Genomic DNA, 18,959 nt, shown 5'->3' on the forward strand with positions numbered 1-18,959 from the left:
GAGGCCCGCGAGTTGCAGCAGTGTGTCCAGCAGTCCGGTCTCCCGGAGCCGGGCCAGTGGGATGGCGAGCAGCGAGGCGCGGACGGTCTCCTCGTACGCGGCGGTCCCCGGATCCGTGGTCGTGTCGGGGGCCGCTTCGCCGAGCAGGAAGTCGGCCAGCTCCTGCGGCGTCGGATAGTCGAAGACGAGCGTCGCCGGGAGCCGCACTCCGGCCGCCGCGCTCAGCTGGTTGCGGAACTCCACCGCGGTGAGCGAGTCGAAGCCGAACTCCTTGAACGGCTTGCCCAGTTCCACCTCCTGCGCAGCGGTGAGGCCGAGCACCGCGACGACCTGGCTGCGGACCAGCTCGACGACCACCGGGAGGCGTTCGTCGGACGGCAGCGCCGCCAGTCGCTGGGCCAGACCGGACGCCCCGGCGCCGCCGGAGTCCCCCGCGGCGGCCGTGCGCCGGACCTTGCCGCGGACCAGGCCGCGGAAGAGACCCGGCACCTCGCCGCCGGCGGAGCGCACCAGTGCGGGCACATCGAGCCCGGCAGGGACCAGCACCGCCCGGTCCGAGACCAGCGAGGCGTCCAGCAGGGCCAGGCCCTGCTCCTCGCCGAGGGCCAGGACGCCCCCACGGGCCATCCGTTCCACCTCGGCCCCGGTGAGCTGCGAACCCATCCCGCCGGCTTCCGGCGCCCACAGACCCCAGGCGAGGGAGACCGCGGGAAGACCGCCGGCCCGGCGATGGATGGCCAGCGCGTCCAGGTAGGCGTTGGCTGCGGCGTAGGCGCCCTGCCCCGCACCGCCCAGGACCCCGGCCGCCGACGAGAACAGGACGAACGCGTCCAGGTCCGTCCCGGCCGTCAGCTCGTGCAGGTGGCGCGCCGCCTCCGCCTTCGGGGCGAGTACGGCGGCCAGCCGCTCGGGGGTGAGCGACCCGAGGACACCGTCGTCCACGATGCCGGCCGCGTGGATCACGGCGGTCAACGGGACCTCGTGCAGCAGTTCCGCGAGGGCGTCCCGGTCGGAGACATCACAGGCGGCGATGGTGACGGTGGCGCCCGCTGCGGTGAGTTCCGCCGTGAGTTCGGCTGCTCCCGGAGCGTTCTGTCCGCGCCTGCTGGTGAGCAGGAGGTCGCGGACACCGTGCTCGGCGACCAGGTGCCGGGCGGTGAGCGCACCCAGACCGCTCGTGCCGCCGGTGATCAGGACGGTGCCGCCCGTACGCCAAGGGGTCGCCTCGGCGGACGGCGCCGTGCGCACCAGGCGGGGGGCCAGGAAGGCCCCGGCGCGCAGTGCCAGTTCCGATTCGCCGGAGGAGGTGAGGGCGGTGGCCGGCATCTCCTCGCCATCGGTGTCGGTGTCGAGGAGGACGATCCGGTCCGGGTTCTCGGCCTGTGCCGCCCTGACGAGCCCGTGCACGGCGGCCTGCGCGAGGTCGGTGACGTCCTCCCCGGGAAGCGCGGCGACCGCGCCCCGGGTGACGACGACCAGCTTGGCGTCGGAGTCGGCTTCGTCGGCCAGCCACTGCTGCAGTCCGGCCAGGACCGTGGAAAGCGTCTCGGCCGTTCCGAGCCCGGACGGGACGCGCAGCAGCCCCTCCTCGGGGATGACGTCGGTGGACGCTCCGGTACCGGCCGGGTCCGTGACCTGCACCCAGTCCAGTCCGAACAGCGCGTCGCCGTGCCGCGCGACCGGCACCTGCTCGGCGAGCGGCCGCAGCGTCAGCGAACCGACCGACGCGACCGGGGAACCGGCGGCGTCCGCCAGTTGCAGCGTCACACCGCCCGGCCGGTCCGCCGGGGCGATCCGGACGCGCAGCGCCGTCGCACCGGTGGCGAAGAGGGCCACGTCGTTCCAGGAGAAGGGCAGTTGGGCGCGCCCGTCGTCCTCGAAGAACCCGCCGAGACCGATGCCGTGCAGTGCCGCGTCGAGCAGCGCCGGGTGCAGCCCGAACCCGCCCGTCTCGGCGCCCTCGGCCAGCGAGATCTCCGTGAAGACCTCGTCCCCGCGCTTCCAGGCGGCCTCCAGCCCCTGGAAGACCGGCCCGTACTCCAGGCCCAACAGGGCCAGGTCGTCGTAGAGGCTCTCGACCGCCACGGCGTCGGCCCCGGCCGGCGGCCACTGCACCAGATCGAAGCCCGCATCCGTGACCGTCGAGGAGAGCACGCCTTCCGCGTGCTGCACCCACTGCTCCTCGTCCGAGCCTTCGACGCGCGAGAACACGCTCACCCGCCGCCGGCCGGAACCGTCGTCCGCACCTGTTCTGACCCGCAGTTGGGTCGCCGAGGTGGGAAGGACGACGAGGGGGGCGTAGAGGGTGAGCTCTTCCAGCGTGCTGGTGTGGGTGTGGTCCCCGGTGTGGATGGCGAGGTCGGCGAGCGCAGCGCCGGGGACGATGACCGTCCCGTTGACGGCGTGGTCCGCGAGCCACGGGTGGGTGTGGAGCGCGAGCCGCCCGGTGAACAGCATTCCTTCCGAGTCCGGCAGCGCTATCGCCGCGCTGAGGAGCGGGTGCGTGGTGTCGCTCTGACCGAAGCCCGAGGCCTTCCCACTGGGTGCGACGGTGTCGGCGAGCCAGTAGTGCTGGTGCTGGAAGGCGTACGTGGGGAGGTCAACGGGGTTCCGGCCGGTGCCGAAGAGGATCGGCCAGTCGACCGTGACGCCCCGGGTGTGCAGCCGGACCAGCGCCTCGGTGAACAGCTGGGCTTCGTTGTGGTCCCGGCGGAGGGCCGGGATCAGGGTGGTGGTTTCGGTGGCACTGTCGGCTGCCATCGCTGTCAGGACGGCGTCCGGGCCGAGCTCCAGGAAGGTGCTGACGCCCTGCTCCTGGAGGGTGGCGACCGCGTCGGCGAAGCGGACGGCTTCGCGGACGTGCCGGACCCAGTAGGTGGGGTCGGTGAGTTCTTCGGTGGTGGCTGCCTTGCCGGTGAGCGTCGAGACGATCGGGATGGTGGGTGTGTTGTAGGTGAGCCCGGCCGCGATGGTGCCGAATTCGGCGAGCATCGGTTCCATGTGGTGGGAGTGGAAGGCGTGGCTGACGGTGAGGCGCTTGGTCTTGCGACCTATCGCGTCGAAGTGCGCGATGACGGCGGCTACGGCGTCTTCGTCGCCGGAGACGACGATGGAGGTGGGTCCGTTGACGGCCGCGATGCCGACCTTCTCGGTGAGCTGCGGCAGGACTTCGGCCTCGGTGGCCTGGATCGCGGCCATCGCACCACCGGCAGGGAGCTGCTGCATCAGCCGGCCACGCGCCGAAACCAGCAGCGCCGCGTCCTCCAGCGGCCAGACACCCGCCACATGCGCGGCGGCCAGCTCACCGATGGAGTGACCGGCGAGCACCTGCGGCCGAACACCGAAGGACTCCAACAGCCGGAACAAAGCCACTTCCAGCGCGAACAGAGCAGGCTGCGTAAAGCCCGTCTCGTTCAACCGACTGTTCTGCTCCGCGAACAGCACGTCCTTCAGCGGCAGTTCAAGGTGAACATCGAGCGCGGCACACACCTCGTCCAGCGCCTCCGCGAACACCGGGAACGCCGCGTACAGCTCACGACCCATCCCCGCCCGCTGGCTGCCCTGCCCGTGAACAGGAACGCCGTCCGGTTCGGTCCGGCGAGGCCGCGCACCACACCTGGTGCGTTCCGGCCGTCGGCCAGGGCCGAGAGAGCGGAGAGCAGACCGTCGCGGTCGGCGGCCACGACGCCGCCGCGGTGTGCGAACACCGCACGGGTCGTCGTCAGTGCGGATCCGATCGCCGCCGGGTCCAGACCGGCATCGGCCAGGACGAGTTCGTGCAGGCGCGCGGCCTGGGCCTGGACGGCGTCCGGCGTCTTGCCGGACAGCACCCACGGCACCACCGGAAGCTCGGCCGAGGCGACAACCTCCGCCACGACGTCAGCCGGAGCTTCTTCCACAATGACATGGGCGTTCGTTCCGCTGATACCGAAGGACGAGACACCCGCACGGCGCGGACGCTCCCGCACCGGCCACGGCTGCGCCTCCGTCAACAGCTCGACGGAACCCGCCGACCAGTCCACGTGTGAACTCGGGGCGTCGACGCCGAGCGTGCGCGGGAGCTCCTCGTGCCGCATCGCCAGCACCATCTTGATGATGCCCGCGACACCCGCGGCAGCCTGCGTGTGACCGAGGTTCGACTTCACCGAACCCAGCCACAGCGGCCGGCCGGCTTCCCGCTCCTGCCCGTAGGTGGCGATGAGCGCCTGGGCCTCGATCGGGTCGCCGAGGGTCGTGCCCGTGCCGTGCGCCTCCACCGCGTCGACCTGGTCGGCCGAGAGGTTGGCGCCGGCCAGGGCCTGCCGGATGACGCGCTGCTGGGACGGGCCGTTGGGCGCCGTCAGTCCGTTGCTGGCGCCGTCCTGGTTGACGGCGCTGCCCCGGACCAGGGCCAGCACCCGGTGGCCGTTGCGCTGCGCGTCGGACAGCCGCTCCAGGAGCAGCATGCCGACGCCCTCGCCCCAGCCCGTACCGTCGGCGGCCTCCGCGAACGGCTTGCAGCGGCCGTCGGGGGCCAGGCCCCGCTGGCGGCTGAAGCCGACGAAGGTCTCCGGGGTCGCCATGACCGTCACACCACCGGCGAGCGCCAGCGAGCACTCGCCCGAGCGCAGGGCCTGACCGGCCAGGTGCACCGTGACGAGGGACGACGAGCAGGCGGTGTCGACCGTGACGGCCGGGCCCTCCAGCCCGAAGGCGTACGCGACGCGACCCGACGCGACGCTGCCGGAGCTGCCGGTCCCGAGGTAGCCCTCCAGGTCGGCGGGGTAGCTGTTGAGCCGGATGCCGTAGTCGTTGTACATGACGCCGGCGAACACACCGGTGGAGCTGCCGCGCACGGTCGCCGGGTCGATGCCCGCGCGCTCGAACGCCTCCCAGGCGGACTCCAGCAGGAGCCGGTGCTGCGGGTCGGTGGCCAGCGCCTCACGCGGGCTGATCCCGAAGAACGCCGGGTCGAAGTCCGCGGCCTGTTCCAGGAATCCGCCGTGCCGGGAGTACGTCTTGCCGACCACGTCCGGGTCCGGGTCGTACAGACCGGCCACGTCCCAGCCACGGTCGTCCGGGAACGGCGTCACGGCGTCGCCACCGGCGGCGAGCAGCGTCCACAGCTCCTCGGGCGAGGAGACCCCGCCGGGGAACCGGCACGCCATGCCGACGATCGCGATCGGCTCGTCGGCCATCGAGCCGGAACCGGTCACCGACGCGGTCGGACCGGCCGCCGCTTCCAGTGCCGCGTCCTCGCCCAGCAGCTCCACCAGCAGGAACTCGGCCACGGCGGTCGGCGTCGGGTAGTCGAAGACGAGCGTCGCGGGCAGCCGTACGCCGGCCTCCGCGCCCAGCTGGTTGCGGAACTCGACTCCGGTGAGGGAGTCGACCCCCAGCTCGCTGAACAGACTGTCGGCCGCGATGTCATCCGGCCCGCCGAAGCCCAGCACGGTCGCGATCTGCCCGCGCACCAGCGCGAGCAGCAGCTCGTGCCGCGCGGCCGGGGCCAGCGCCGTCAGGCGCTCCTCCAGCGACACCGGCCCGGTGCCCGCACCGGTACCCGCCTGCACGGCCCGGCGGGCAGGGGCCCTGACGAGTCCCCGCAGGATCGCCGGCACCTCGCCGGAAACGGCGGCCAGTGCCTTGAGGTCGAGCCGGATCGGCACCAGGTGCGCGTGCTCGCTGCGCTGTGCCGCGTCGAAGAGCGCCAGACCCGCCGTCGCGTCGAGTGCGAGCACGCCCGCCCGGGCCATCCGCTCCAGATCCTTCGCCGAGAGTCCTGCGCCCATTCCGCCGGTTTCGGGTGCCCACAGGCCCCAGCCGAGGGAGGTGGCGGGCAGTCCTTGGGTGCGGCGGTGGGTGGCGAGGGCGTCGAGGTAGGCGTTGGCTGCGGCGTAGTTGCCCTGTCCGGTGCCGTCGAACGTGGCGGCAGCGGACGAGAACAGCACGAACGCGTCCAGGTCCGTCCCAGCGGTCAGTTCGTGCAGGTGCCGGGCGGCATCAGCCTTCGGCGCCAGGACTTCCGCCAGGTGCTGCGGGGTGAGCGCGGCGAACGTCGCGTCACGCAACACACCCGCCGTGTGGATCACGGCGGTCAGAGCCACCCCGTCCAGGAGCGCCGCCAGCGCGTCCCGGTCCGAGACGTCACACGCAGCAACCGTCACCGTCGCACCCAATGCGGTCAGTTCTGTGGTGAGTTCGGTGGCGCCGGGGGCGTCGGGGCCGCGGCGGCTGGTCAGCAGCAGATCACGGATCCCGTACGCGGTGACCAGATGCCGGGCCAGCAACGCACCCAGACCACCGGTACCACCGGTGATCAGCACCGTGCCATCCGTACGCCACACCACCCCATTACCAGCAGCCGGCACCGTACGGGCCAGCCGCGGAACGAGGATCTCCCCGCCGCGAAGCGCCAACTCCGGCTCACCCGACGCCAGCACACCCTCCGGGATCTCATCGCTGTCGGCATCCAGCAGGACAATGCGACCCGGGTGCTCCGACTGCGCCGAACGGATCAGACCCCACACCGCCGCCTGACCCAGCTCCGCAACATCCTCACCCGGCAGAACAGCCACCGCACCCCGCGTCACCACCACCAACCGCCGGTCGTCATCGACGGCCAACCAGTCCTGGGTGAAGGCGAGTACGGCGTCGAGCGTCTCGTTCGCCGTCGCTCCGGCCGGGCACCGGTACACCGTCGCGTCGCCGCCCGTCGCGTCGCCCGTTCCGTCGGCCGAGGCCGCCGGCGCGGGGAGCGCGGTCCAGTCCAGGTGGAAGAGCGAGTCGTGGGCGAGGCGCTCAGGGGTGGCGAAGTCGTCGGCTGCGATGGGCCGCAGCGCGAGCGCGCCGACCGCCGCCACCGGTACGCCCTGGTCGTCGGCGAGCTGCAGTGCGTAGCCCGAGTCCGCGGGGGCGATCCGCACCCGCAGCGCGGTCGCACCGGTCGCGTACACGGCCACGTCGGACCAGGCGAACGGCAGCTCGGCCGCGCCGTTGTCCGTCTCCCGCAGGGCGATGCCGTGCAGAGCGGCGTCCAGCAGGGCGGGGTGGAGAGCGAAGGCGTCGGCCTCGGCTCCTTCGGTTCCTTCGGTTCCGTCCGGCAGGACGACTTCGGTGAAGACGTCCTCGCCGAGGCGCCAGGCGGCCCGCAGCCCCTGGAAGAGCGGCCCGTACTCCAGTCCCAGCCCGGCCAGATCGGCGTAGAGGCTCTCCACGGCGACCGGCTCGCTACCCGTGGGCGGCCACTGCGCCAGGTCGAACCCGGGCTCCGGAACGTCGGCGCTCAGCACGCCTTCGGCGTTCCGCACCCACTGCCCGTCGTTCGTCGTGTCCTCGGCGCGCGAGAACACGCTCACCGTCCGCCGGCCACGCGCGTCGGCCTCGCCGACCGTGACCCGCAGCTGTACGGCGCCCTGGCCCTCGAGCACCAACGGCGCCTGGAGCATCAGCTCCTCCAGCGCCCCGCAGCCCGTCTCGTCGCCCGCCCGCACGGCGATCTCGACGAGCGCCGCACCGGGCACGACCACCGTGCCGGACACCGCGTGCTCCGCCAGCCACGGGTGCGACGACAGCGACAGCCGCCCGGTGAAGAGCACCCCGTCGGAGTCGGGAAGGGCGATGGCCGCCCCCAGCAGGGGGTGTTCGGCATCCGCCAGACCGGCCGCGCGGACGTCTCCCGCCGTGACGGCGGCCCGCTCCGGCCAGTAGTGCTGGTGCTGGAAGGCGTAGGTGGGCAGATCCAGCAGCGGGGTGGTCGCGCCGGTGCCGAAGAAGGCCCGCCAGTCGACCTCGACGCCGCGCGTGTGCAGTGCGGCGATGGACGACACGAGGGTCTCGGCCTCGTCCTGCTCCCGCCGCAGCGACGCGATCAGCGCGGTACCGGCCGCATCCGTGACACTGTCCGCGCCCATCACCGTCAGAACGGCGTCGGGGCCCAGTTCCAGGAACGTGCTCACGCCCTGGCCCTCAAGGGTGGTGACGGCGTCGGCGAAGCGCACGGCTTCGCGCACGTGCCGGACCCAGTACTCCGGGTCGGTCAGCTCCTCGATGGTGGCGGGCCGCCCGGTCAGTGTCGAGACGATCGGTATCGACGGCGCCGCGTACGTGAGCCCGGCCGCGATGACGCCGAACTCCTCGAGCATCGGCTCCATGTGGACGGAGTGGAAGGCGTGGCTGACGGTGAGGCGCTTGGTCTTCCGTCCCACGGTCGTGAAGTGCGCCATGACCTCGGCGACGGCGTCCTCGTCACCGGAGACGACGATGGATGTCGGGCCGTTGACGGCCGCGATTCCCACCCTGTCGGTCAGCTGCGGCAGGACTTCGGCCTCGATGGCCTGGATCGCCGCCATCGCCCCACCGGACGGAAGCTGCTGCATCAGCCGGCCACGCGCCGCAACCAGCAGCGCCGCGTCCTCCAGCGACCACACCCCCGCGACATGCGCTGCGGCCAGCTCACCGATGGAGTGACCGGCCAGCACCTGCGGCCGGACCCCGAAGGACTCCAGCAACCGGAACAACGCCACTTCCAGCGCGAACAGAGCGGGCTGCGTGAAGCCCGTCTCGTTCAGACGATCATCGTCGGCGAACAGGACGTCCTTGAGCGGCAGTTCCAGCTTGCCGTCGAACGCCTCCGCGACGGCGTCCAGCGCCTCCGCGAACACGGGGAAGGCGGCGTAGAGCTCGCGCCCCATCCCGGGCCGCTGGCTGCCCTGGCCGGTGAAGAGGAACGCCAGATCACCGGCGCCGGCTACCGCGGTCTTGGCCGCACCGTCAACGACCGCACCCAGAGCGGCCAGCAGGCCCGCACGGTCCGCCGCCACCACACCCGCACGATGGGCGAAGCCCGCACGCGTCGTCGCCAGCGCCGAACCCACCGACACCGGATCCAGACCCGCATCGGCCAGCACGAACTCCCGCAACCGGACCGCCTGGGCCTGCAACGCCTCCGGCGTCTTACCCGACAGCACCCACGGCACCACCGGAAGCTCAGCCGAGGTGACAACCTCCGCCACCACCGCAGCCGGAGCCTCTTCCACGATCACATGCGCGTTCGTCCCACTGATCCCGAACGACGACACACCCGCACGCCGCGGACGCTCCCGCACCGGCCACGGCCGCGCCTCCGTCAACAGCTCAACAGACCCCGCCGACCAGTCCACGTGCGAACTCGGGGCGTCGACGCCGAGCGTGCGCGGCAGCTCCTCGTGCCGCATCGCCAGCACCATCTTGATGATGCCCGCGACACCCGCAGCAGCCTGCGTGTGCCCGAGGTTCGACTTCACCGAACCCAGCCACAGCGGCTGACCGTCCGCCCGCTCCTGCCCGTACGTCGCCAGCAGTGCCTGGGCCTCGATCGGGTCGCCCAGCCGGGTGCCCGTGCCGTGCGCCTCGACGGCGTCGACGTCACTCGTCGTGAGGGAACCGGCGGCCAGGGCCTGGCGGATCACGCGCTGCTGGGAGGGGCCGTTGGGGGCGGTGAGGCCGTTGCTGGCGCCGTCCTGGTTGATCGCGCTGCTGCGCACGACCGCCAGCACCCGGTGGCCGTTGCGCTGCGCGTCGGAGAGCCGCTCCAGGAGCAGCATGCCGACTCCCTCGCCCCAGCCGGTGCCGTCGGCGGCGTCGGCGAACGGCTTGCAGTAGCCGTCGGGGGCGAGGCCGCGCTGGCGGCTGAAGTCGACGAAGGTGTCGGGGGTCGCCATGACCGTCACGCCGCCCGCGAGGGCGAGCGAGCACTCGCCCGAGCGCAGGGCCTGGCCGGCCAGGTGGACGGCGACGAGGGAGGACGAGCAGGCGGTGTCCACGGTCACGGCCGGGCCTTCGAGGCCCAGGGTGTAGGAGACACGGCCGGAGGCGATGCTGCCGCCGACGCCCATGAAGCCTTCGGTGTTGCGGTGGGCGGACTGCTCCAGCACCGAGGTGTAGTCGTGGTACATCACACCCGCGAAGACGCCGGTGGAGCTGCCGCGCACGGTCGCGGGGTCGATGCCCGCGCGCTCGAACGCCTCCCACGACGACTCCAGCAGCAACCGGTGCTGCGGGTCCATCGCGAGCGCTTCACGTGGGCTGATCCCGAAGAAGCCGGGGTCGAAGTCGGCCGCCCGGTCCAGGAATCCGCCGTGGCGCGAGTACGTCTTGCCGACCGCGTCCGGGTCGGGGTCGTAGATCCCTTCGATGTCCCAGCCGCGGTCGACCGGGAACGAGGACACGCCGTCGCCGCCCGCGGCCAGCAGTGCCCACAGCTCCTCGGGCGAGGAGACCCCGCCGGGGAACCGGCAGGCCATCCCGACGATCGCGATCGGCTCGTCGAGCACGGATCCGGCCGCCGGAAGCACCGCGGCCGTCACGTCGGCCGCGGTCGCGGCCTCCTCGCCCAGCAGCTCCACCAGCAGGAACTCGGCCACGGCGATCGGCGTCGGGTAGTCGAAGACGAGCGTCGCGGGCAGCCGCACCTCGGCTTCGGCACCGAGGCGGTTGCGGAACTCCACCGCCGTGAGCGAGTCGAAGCCGAACTCCTTGAACGGCTTGTCACCGGCGACCTTCTGCACGCCGTCGTAACCGAGCACGGCCGCGACATGGCGCCGGACGAGGTCGAGGAGCAGCCGGCGCCGTTCCACTCCGGTCAGTGCGCCGAGGCGCTCCGTCAGCCCGGTGGCGTCCGCCGCGGCCGAGCCCGCCGCCTTGCGGGCGGTGGGGGCCGGACGCGTCAGACCGCTCAGGACGGCAGGGAGGGTGTTGAGCCGGGCCCGCTGCTCCAGGGCGCTCCGGCCGAAGGCGACGGGGAGCAGGTAGGCGTGGCTGTCGGCGAGCGCGGCGTCGAGGAGGGCCAGGCCCTGCTGCCGGCCGATGGCGAGTACGCCGGAGCGTTCCATCCGCTCGACGTCCGCCGTGGTCAGTTCGGCGCCCATGCCGCCGACCGCCGGGTCCCACAGGCCCCAGGCGAGCGAGAGCCCGGCCAGCCCCTGGCTCTGGCGGTGGACCGCCAGCGCGTCGAGGTAGGCGTTCGCGGCGGCGTAACCGCCCTGTCCTGAACCGTCGAACGTGCCGGCGGCGGACGAGAACAGGAGGAACGCGTCGAGGTCTGTGCCGGCCGTCAGCTCGTGGAGGTGCCGGGCCGCGTCCGCCTTGGGGGCCAGGACGGCTGCCACCCGCTCTGCGGTGAGCGAGGTGATCATGCCGTCGTCGACCACGCCCGCCGCGTGCACGATCGCGGTGATCGACTCCTCGGCGAGCAGCTGGGCTAGCGCGGCACGGTCGGAGACGTCGCAGGCCGCGACGCTCACCGAAGCCCCGGCCGTCTCCAGCTCGGCCACCAACTCGGTCGCGCCGGGGGCCTGGAGGCCACGGCGGCTGGTCAGCACCAGGTTGCGAACGCCGTGCTCGGCGACCAGGTGGCGCGCGGTGAGCGCGCCCAGGCCGCCGGTGCCGCCGGTGATCAGTACGGTGCCGTCGGCACGCCACGTCACTCCGCCGGTGGCGGGAGCGGTACGCGCGAGGCGCGGTACGAGCAACTCACCGTCCCGGAGGGCGAGTTCCGGCTCACCCGAGACGGTGACAGCGTCCGGGATGGCTTCCGTGTCCGTGTCGGTGTCGGTGTCGGTGTCGAGGAGGACGATGCGGCCCGGGTGCTCCGTCTGGGCGGCCCTGACCAGGCCGTGGACGGCCGCCTGGCCCAGGTCGGTGATGTCCTCGCCGGGAAGCGCGGCGACCGCGCCCCGGGTGCGGACGACGAGGCGCGCGTCGGACGCCTCCTCGTCGGCAAGCCACTCCTGCAGCCGCGCCAGGACTCCGGTGACCGCCTCGGCGGGCCCGACCCCGGCGGGAACGCTCAGGATCTCCGCTGTCGCACCCGCGTCCTCGTGCGACGCCTGCTGCGGCAGCGGGCTCCACCGGACCTCGTACAGCTCACGGTCGTGCGCGCTCTGCAGTTCACCGGTGGCGACCGGGCGCAGCGCCAGCGAACCCACCGTGGCCACGGGTGCGCCCTGGGGGTCGGCGAGGCGCAGGGTGTAGCCGGAGGCGGCGGGGGTGATCCGCACCCGCAGGGCGGTCGCGCCCGCCGCGTGCAGAGCGACGTCGGACCAGGCGAACGGCAGCTCGGCCGCCCCGCCGTCCGGCTGCGCGAGCGCGATCCCGTGCAGGGTGGCGTCCAGCAGCGCGGGGTGGATGCCGAAGCCCGCGGCCTCGACCCCTTCCGGCAGCGCGACCTCGGCGAAGATCTCCGCGCCGTGCCGCCAGGCGGCCCGCACACCCTGGAACGTCGTCCCGTACTCCAGGCCGCTCGCGGCCATCGCCGCGTACAGCCCGTCGACCGGTACGGTCTCGGCCCCGGCCGGCGGCCACTGCGCCAGGTCGAACCCGGCCGCGGCCGCAGTGTCATCGGGCGCGAGCAGACCATCGGCGTGCCGCGTCCAGGCGCTCTCGGAGGCGTCCTCGACACGCGAGAACACCACCACGGTCCGCCGTCCGTCCCGACCGGGCTCACCGATCTGGACCCGCAGCTGAACGGTCCTGGTGCCGGGCACCACCAGCGGTGCGTGCAGCGTGAGTTCGTCCAGCACGCCGCAGCCGGTCTCGTCGCCCGCCCGCACGGCGATCTCGACGAGCGCCGCACCCGGCACGACGACCGTGCCCGCGACCACGTGATCCGCGAGCCACGGGTGGGAGCCGAGCGACAGCCTGCCCGTGAACAGCAGCCCGTCCGACTCGGGCAGCACGACGGCCGCACCGAGCAACGGGTGCCCCGCGTCCACGAGTCCGACGGCGGCCATGTCACCGGCGGCCGAGGCCGTCGGGGTGTCCAGCCAGTAACGGCTCGACTGGAAGGCGTAGGTGGGGAGGTCGACGCGGTTTCGCCCGGTGCCGAAGAAGGCCGGCCAGGCGACGGGGACGCCTCGGGTGTGGAGGGTCGCGAGGGAGGTGACGAAGGTCTGCGCTTCGTCGTGGTCCCGGCGCAACGTCGGGACGAGGGTGGTGCTCTCCGTGGCGCTGTCGGCGCCCATGGCGGTCAGGACGGCGTCCGGGCCGAGCTCCAGGAAGGTGCTGACGCCCTGGTCCTGGAGGGTGGTGACGGCGTCGGCGAAGCGGACGGCTTCGCGGACGTGCCGGACCCAGTACCCCGGGTCGGCCAGCTCCTGGTGGGTCGCCGCCTTGCCGGTCAGCGTCGAGACGATCGGGATGGCGGGTGCGCTGTAGGTGAGTCCGGCCGCTATCGCCCGGAACTCTTCGAGCATCGGTTCCATGTGGAGGGAGTGGAAGGCGTGGCTGACGGTGAGGCGCTTGGTCTTCCGTCCGATGCCGTCGAAGTGCGCGATCACGGCGGCCACGGCGTCCTCGTCGCCGGAGACGACGATGGACGTCGGGCCGTTGACCGCCGCGATCCCCACCTTCTCGGTGAGCTCCGGCAGGACTTCGGCCTCGGTGGCCTGGATCGCCGCCATCGCACCACCGGCAGGGAGCTGCTGCATCAACCGACCACGCGCCGCAACCAGCAACGCCGCGTCGTCCAGCGACCAGACCCCGGCAACGTGCGCTGCGGCCAGCTCACCGATGGAGTGACCGGCGAGCACCTGCGGCCGGACCCCGAAGGACTCCAGCAACCGGAACAGCGCCACTTCCAGCGCGAACAGAGCGGGCTGCGTAAAGCCCGTCTCGTTCAGACGGCTGTTGGTCTCCGCGAACAGCACATCCTTCAACGGCAGTTCAAGGTGAACATCAAGCGCCGCGCACACCTCGTCCAGCGCCGCCGCGAACACCGGGAACGCCGCGTACAGCTCACGACCCATCCCCGCCCGCTGACTGCCCTGCCCCGTGAACAGGAACGCCGTCCGGCCGGAGCCGGCCAGGCCCTGCACCGCGCCGGGGGCGCTCTCGCCCTCGGCGAGTACCGCCAGTCCGGCCAGCAGGCCGTCCCGGTCGGCGGCCACGACGCCGCCCCGGTGCGCGAACACCGCACGGGTCGTCGCGAGTGCCGAGCCGATCGCCGCCGGGTCGAGACCCGCGTCGGCCAGCACGAACTCCCGCAGGCGTGCCGCCTGCGCCCGCAGGGCCTCGGGCGACTTGCCCGAGAGCACCCACGGCACCACCGGCAGTTCCGGGACCACGGGCGCCTCGACGTCTTCAACAGCAGCCTCGGCCTCGGCCGGAGCCTCCTCCACGATGACGTGCGCGTTCGTCCCGCTGATGCCGAAGGACGAGACGCCCGCGCGGCGCGGGCGCTCGCCGGCCGGCCACGGCCGGGCCTCGGTCAGCAGCTCGACGGAGCCCGCCGTCCAGTCCACGTGCGAGCTCGGGGCGTCCACGTGCAGGGTGCGGGGCAGTTCCTCGTGCCCGAGGGCGAGCACCATCTTGATGATGCCGGCGACGCCGGCGGCGGCCTGCGTGTGGCCGAGGTTGGACTTCACCGAACCGAGCCACAGCGGCCGGCCGTCCGCCCGCTCCTGGCCGTACGTCGCGAGCAGCGCCTGCGCCTCGATCGGGTCGCCGAGCCGGGTGCCGGTTCCGTGCGCCTCGACGGCGTCGATGTCCTCGGTCGAGAGCCTGGCACCGGCCAGGGCCTGCCGGATGACGCGCTGCTGGGAGGGCCCGTTGGGGGCGGTGAGCTGGCTGCTGGCGCCGTCCTGGTTGACCGCGCTCCCCTTCACGACGGCCAGTACGTGGTGGCCGTTGCGGCGCGCGTCGGAGAGTCGCTCCAGGACCAGTACGCCGACGCCTTCGCCCCAGCCCGTGCCGTCGGCGGCGTCGGCGAACGGCTTGCAGCGGCCGTCCGCGGCGAGGCCGCGCTGCTGGCTGAAGTCGACGAAGGTGTCGGGGGTCGCCATGACCGTCACGCCGCCCGCGAGAGCCAGCGAGCATTCGCCCTGGCGCAGCGCGGAGGCGGCCAGGTGGACGGTGACGAGGGAGGACGAGCAGGCGGTGTCCACGGTCACGGCCGGGCCTTCGAGGCCCAGGGTGTACGAGACACGGCCGGACAGGACGCTGCCGGCGGTGCCGGTGCCGAGGAAGCCTTCGACGCCTTCGGGGACGACCGTGCGGTCGGTGCCGTACTCGTGGTACATGATGCCCGCGAAGACGCCGGTGGAGCTGCCGCGCATGGTCGCGGGGTCGATGCCGGCGCGTTCGAACGCTTCCCAGGACGCTTCGAGGAGCAGGCGCTGCTGGGGGTCGGCCGCCAGGGCCTCGCGCGGGCTGATGCCGAAGAACTCGGCGTCGAACTCCGTGGCGTCGTGGACGAAGCCGCCTTCGCGGGAGTACGTCTTGCCGGCGGCCTCGGTGTCCGGGTCGGGGTCGTAGATGCCCTCGACGTCCCAGCCGCGGTCCGACGGGAAGTCCGATATCGCGTCGCCGCCCGCGGCGAGCAGCTCCCACAGTTCCTCGGGATTGCGTACACCGCCGGGGAACCGGCAGGACATTCCGATGATGGCAATGGGTTCGCGCTGCTTGTCCTCCTCCTCACGGAGGCGCCGACGAGTCTCCCTCAGCTCGGCCGTAGCCCGCTTGAGGTAGTCGAGGAGCTTTTCTTCATTCGACTCTTTCGACACGTGGTCCACCTCATGAGGAAGAACTGGAACAGCCATTCGTTCCGGCCACGCTATTTCGGCCCTTCGGGACCAACCACCCCTGCCCACCCCTATCCGGCGCCGGCGGTCAGGGGTGGGCAGGGGTGGACAGAGGGGCCGCCGCAAACGCCGCGGGGCACGGCATCCAGCCAAGGATGCCGTGCCCCCGATGCGTTGCTCAAAGCCCTCTTCGCCGGTCGAGCCGACCGGTCAGCCGACGGGGACCAGGAGGCCCGACAGCGTTCCCCACAGGGCGCCCGGCGTCTCGAACGTCTCCATGGCGAGCGCGTCGTCGGTGAACTTGACGTCGTACGCGTTCTCCAGCGCGATCAGCAGGTCGACGATACCGAGGGAGTCGAGGCCGAATTCCCGGAGGTCGAGCTCAGCGGTGAATGCGGCGTCCTCCGGCAGGAATGAGAGATGGGGCCTGACGATTTCTTCGAACTGGGCGTCCCACATGCGAATGCTTCCTTTCTGTCCCGTCAGTCCCGGGCCAGGATCATTTCGACCACGCTGTGCTCCGTGGACAGGTGCTTGATCGAGCGGATTTCGAAGCCGGCGCCTTCCGCCTGCTTGCGCATGTCCGGCTCGGAGCGGATACGGGTGCCCTCCTCGCAGACGACCATCTGGAAGAGCGAGCGGATCGCGGACGCGTTGTCGTGGCCGAGCAGCGGCTCGATCACGAAGAGCACCGGCTCGGCCGCGAGGCCCTCGGAGTCCTCGACGGTGCGGACCATGGCCTTGCGCACGGTCTCCAGGATCTTGACGCTGCTGTCCGGGCTCCAGTTGTGGAGCACGTTCTTGAGGAAGTACGCGTCGCCGCCCGCCGGGACCTCCGCGAAGAAGTCCGACTCGACGAACGTCAGCCGGCGGATGAGGTCCTCGTTGCCGGTGGCGGCGAGTTCCTTGGTGCCGCGCTCGGCGACGTCGGCGCGGTCGGCGACGACGCCCTCGACGTCGGGGTGCGCGCCCAGGATGCCCTTGAGCAGGTGGCCGGTGCCGCCGCCGATGTCGACGACCTTGCGGATCCAGGAGAAGTCGAAGTCACGGGCGAGCTCGGCGGCGGCCGGGCGGGTGATGTCCGCCATGGCCTTGTCGTAGATCTCGCCGGCGTCGGTGTCCTGGTCCATGTAGGCGTAGATGGAGCCGCCGTACTCGGACTGGGAGGCCGGCTTGCCGGTCTTGACGGTCGTCAGCAGGTCGCGCCAGACGTCGTAGTACATCTCGCCACCGAGTACGCACCAGTAGCGCATCGACTGCGGGTGGTCGTCGCGCAGGGGCTGCGACGTCTCGGTGTGCTCGAACGTGCCGTCCTCGTTCTCCTTGAAGACGCCGACGATGCCGAGCACCCGCAGCAGGTACAGCACCCCGTCCGGGTCGGAGTCGGTGAGCTGCGCGAGCTCCGCGGGCGACTTGGGACCGTCCGCGAGGTGGTCGGCGATACCGAGCCGGGCGGCGACGCTGAGCGAGCGGGAGATCCACCCCATGCCCGCGAGTTGCAAGAGCGACATCGTGTTCATCCTCTACTGGTTGAAGACCGAAGGGCAGGAGGGACGTACGGGACCTGTGTGGCGGTACGGGACCTGTGGTGGCACCGGACCTACGTGGTGGAGAGTGAGGGGACCGGGGCCGTGGCGTCGGAGTCCTCGGCGACGGCCGCGGCCAGCCGCAGCGCGGTCCGGTGGTCGACCACGTCCTGGAGGCTGAAGCGGACGCCGCTCCTGCGGGCCTTGTTGGCCACCTGAGCGGCTCCGAGGCTGGTGCCGCCGAGCGCGAAGAAGTCGTCGTCGACGCCGACCCTGGCCGCCCCGGAGTACTGGGCGAACAGCTCGCAGAGCAGGGTCTGGAGCTCGGTCCACGGGGCGCGGAACGCGGTCAGGGAGGCGAAGCGGGGTACCGGCAGGGAGCCGGCCTCCAGCTTGCCGTTGGCGTTCAGCGGGAGGGCGTCCAGGGTGAGGATCACGCTGGGGACCATGTATTCGGGCAGCGTCTCGGCGGCGTACGCGGACAGCCGGCCGACGTCGATGCCGCCCTTGGACGACGGCACCACGTAGGCGATCAGGTGGGCGCTTCCGGCACCCTCCTGATGCACCGTCACCGCAGCCTGGCCCACTTCCAGCCGGCGCAGCAGCGCGGACTCGATCTCGCCCAGTTCGATGCGGAAGCCGCGGATCTTGACCTGGCCGTCGAACCGGCCGAGGAAGTCCAGGGTGCCGTCGGCCGAGCGGCGCACCCGGTCGCCGGTCCGGTACATCCGCGATCCGGGGGCGCCGAACGGGTCGGCGACGAAGCGTTCCGCGGTCAGTCCCGGCCGGTTGAGGTAGCCGCGGGCGAGCTGGCCGCCCGCGATGTACAGCTCACCGGTCTCCCCCGCCGGGACGGGCCGCAGGGCGCCGTCCAGTACGTGGAGTTCGCTGGTGTGGGTGGGGCGTCCGATGGAGACCGCCCCCGGCGGCAGCTCGTCGTCCGGCGCCAGGATGTGCACGCAGCAGCCGACGGTGGCCTCGGTCGGGCCGTACTCGTTGATGACGGTGACGCCCGGGTTGTCCTTGCGGAACGTCTCGACGGTCTCGGAGAGCAGCAGCTCACCGCCCACCACCAGTTCCCCGGTGGGCGCGGACTCCGGCGGCAGCGTGGCGAGGAGCGCCATGTGCGACGGGGTGACCTTCAGGAACGTGGGCCGCTCGCGCACCTCCTCCAGCGGGCCGACCTGGACGCGGCCGCCGGAGACCAGGGGCGCGTACAGGGTCGTGACGGTCATGTCGAAGGCCACGGAGGAGTGCAGCAGGGCCCGGCCCGCCGCGCTCGGGTAGGTGGCGCGGGCGTAGTCGAGGTAGGCGGCCAGCGGGCGGTGGGTGACGACCACGCCCTTGGGCCGGCCGGTCGATCCCGAGGTGTAGATGACGTACGCCGGGTTGTCCGGGCGCAGCGGCGCGGTCCGGTCGGCGTCGCCGGGGTCGGTGTCCGGCGCCGCCGCGACCAGGGCGGCGGTCTCCGGGTCGTCGAGCGCGATCACCGGCTGGTCGCCGGTGGCGGAGCCGGCTTCGGCGGCGGTGGTCACGAGCAGCGCGGGCCGGGCGTCGGCCATCATGAACGTGAGCCGCTCGGCCGGGTTGTCCAGGTCCAGCGGCAGATACGCGGCCCCGGCCTTGAGCACGGCGAGGAACGCCACCACCAGGTCGAGAGAGCGGCGCATCCCGACGGCGACGAGCTGTTCGGGGCCCGCGCCGCCCGCTATGAGGTGGTGCGCGAGGCGGTTCGCCCGTGCGTTCAGTTCGGCGTACGTGAGTTCCGTACCGCCGTCGGAGACGGCGACGGCCTCGGGCGTGCGCCGTACCTGCGCCTCGATCCGGGCGGGCAGCAGCCCGCCCTCCGTGCCGGTCCTCTGGAGAACGGCGTCGATTCCCCCGTGGTCAGCCATGG

The 18,959-nt window shown here is 72.4% G+C and carries 3 protein-coding genes and 2 pseudogenes; all 5 read right to left on the minus strand.

Annotated elements, in window-relative coordinates; genetic code table 11:
* Window position 1: 1 nt before the first annotated feature.
* A pseudogene (locus tag LNW73_RS09910) lies at window positions 2–15,410 on the minus strand (SDR family NAD(P)-dependent oxidoreductase); the annotation flags it as partial.
* Between the two features lie 48 nt (window positions 15,411–15,458).
* Window positions 15,459–15,554 (minus strand): annotated as a pseudogene (locus tag LNW73_RS36825) (polyketide synthase docking domain-containing protein); the annotation flags it as partial.
* 192 nt (window positions 15,555–15,746) lie between these two features.
* On the minus strand, window positions 15,747–15,995 hold the full coding sequence (locus LNW73_RS09915; RefSeq protein WP_250977721.1) for a phosphopantetheine-binding protein: 249 nt from the start codon (window positions 15,993–15,995) through the stop codon (window positions 15,747–15,749).
* Window positions 15,996–16,018: 23 nt separating this feature from the next.
* On the minus strand, window positions 16,019–17,047 hold the full coding sequence (locus tag LNW73_RS09920) for a methyltransferase (protein ID WP_164293344.1): 1,029 nt from the start codon (window positions 17,045–17,047) through the stop codon (window positions 16,019–16,021).
* A gap of 89 nt (window positions 17,048–17,136) precedes the next feature.
* Window positions 17,137–18,957: a non-ribosomal peptide synthetase gene (locus LNW73_RS09925; protein ID WP_250989681.1), complete on the minus strand. Its 1,821-nt coding sequence runs from the start codon at window positions 18,955–18,957 to the stop codon at window positions 17,137–17,139.
* Window positions 18,958–18,959 lie beyond the last annotated feature (2 nt).

Source organism: Streptomyces sp. RKAG337, from assembly GCF_023701715.1.
Classification (GTDB): Bacteria; Actinomycetota; Actinomycetes; order Streptomycetales; family Streptomycetaceae; genus Actinacidiphila.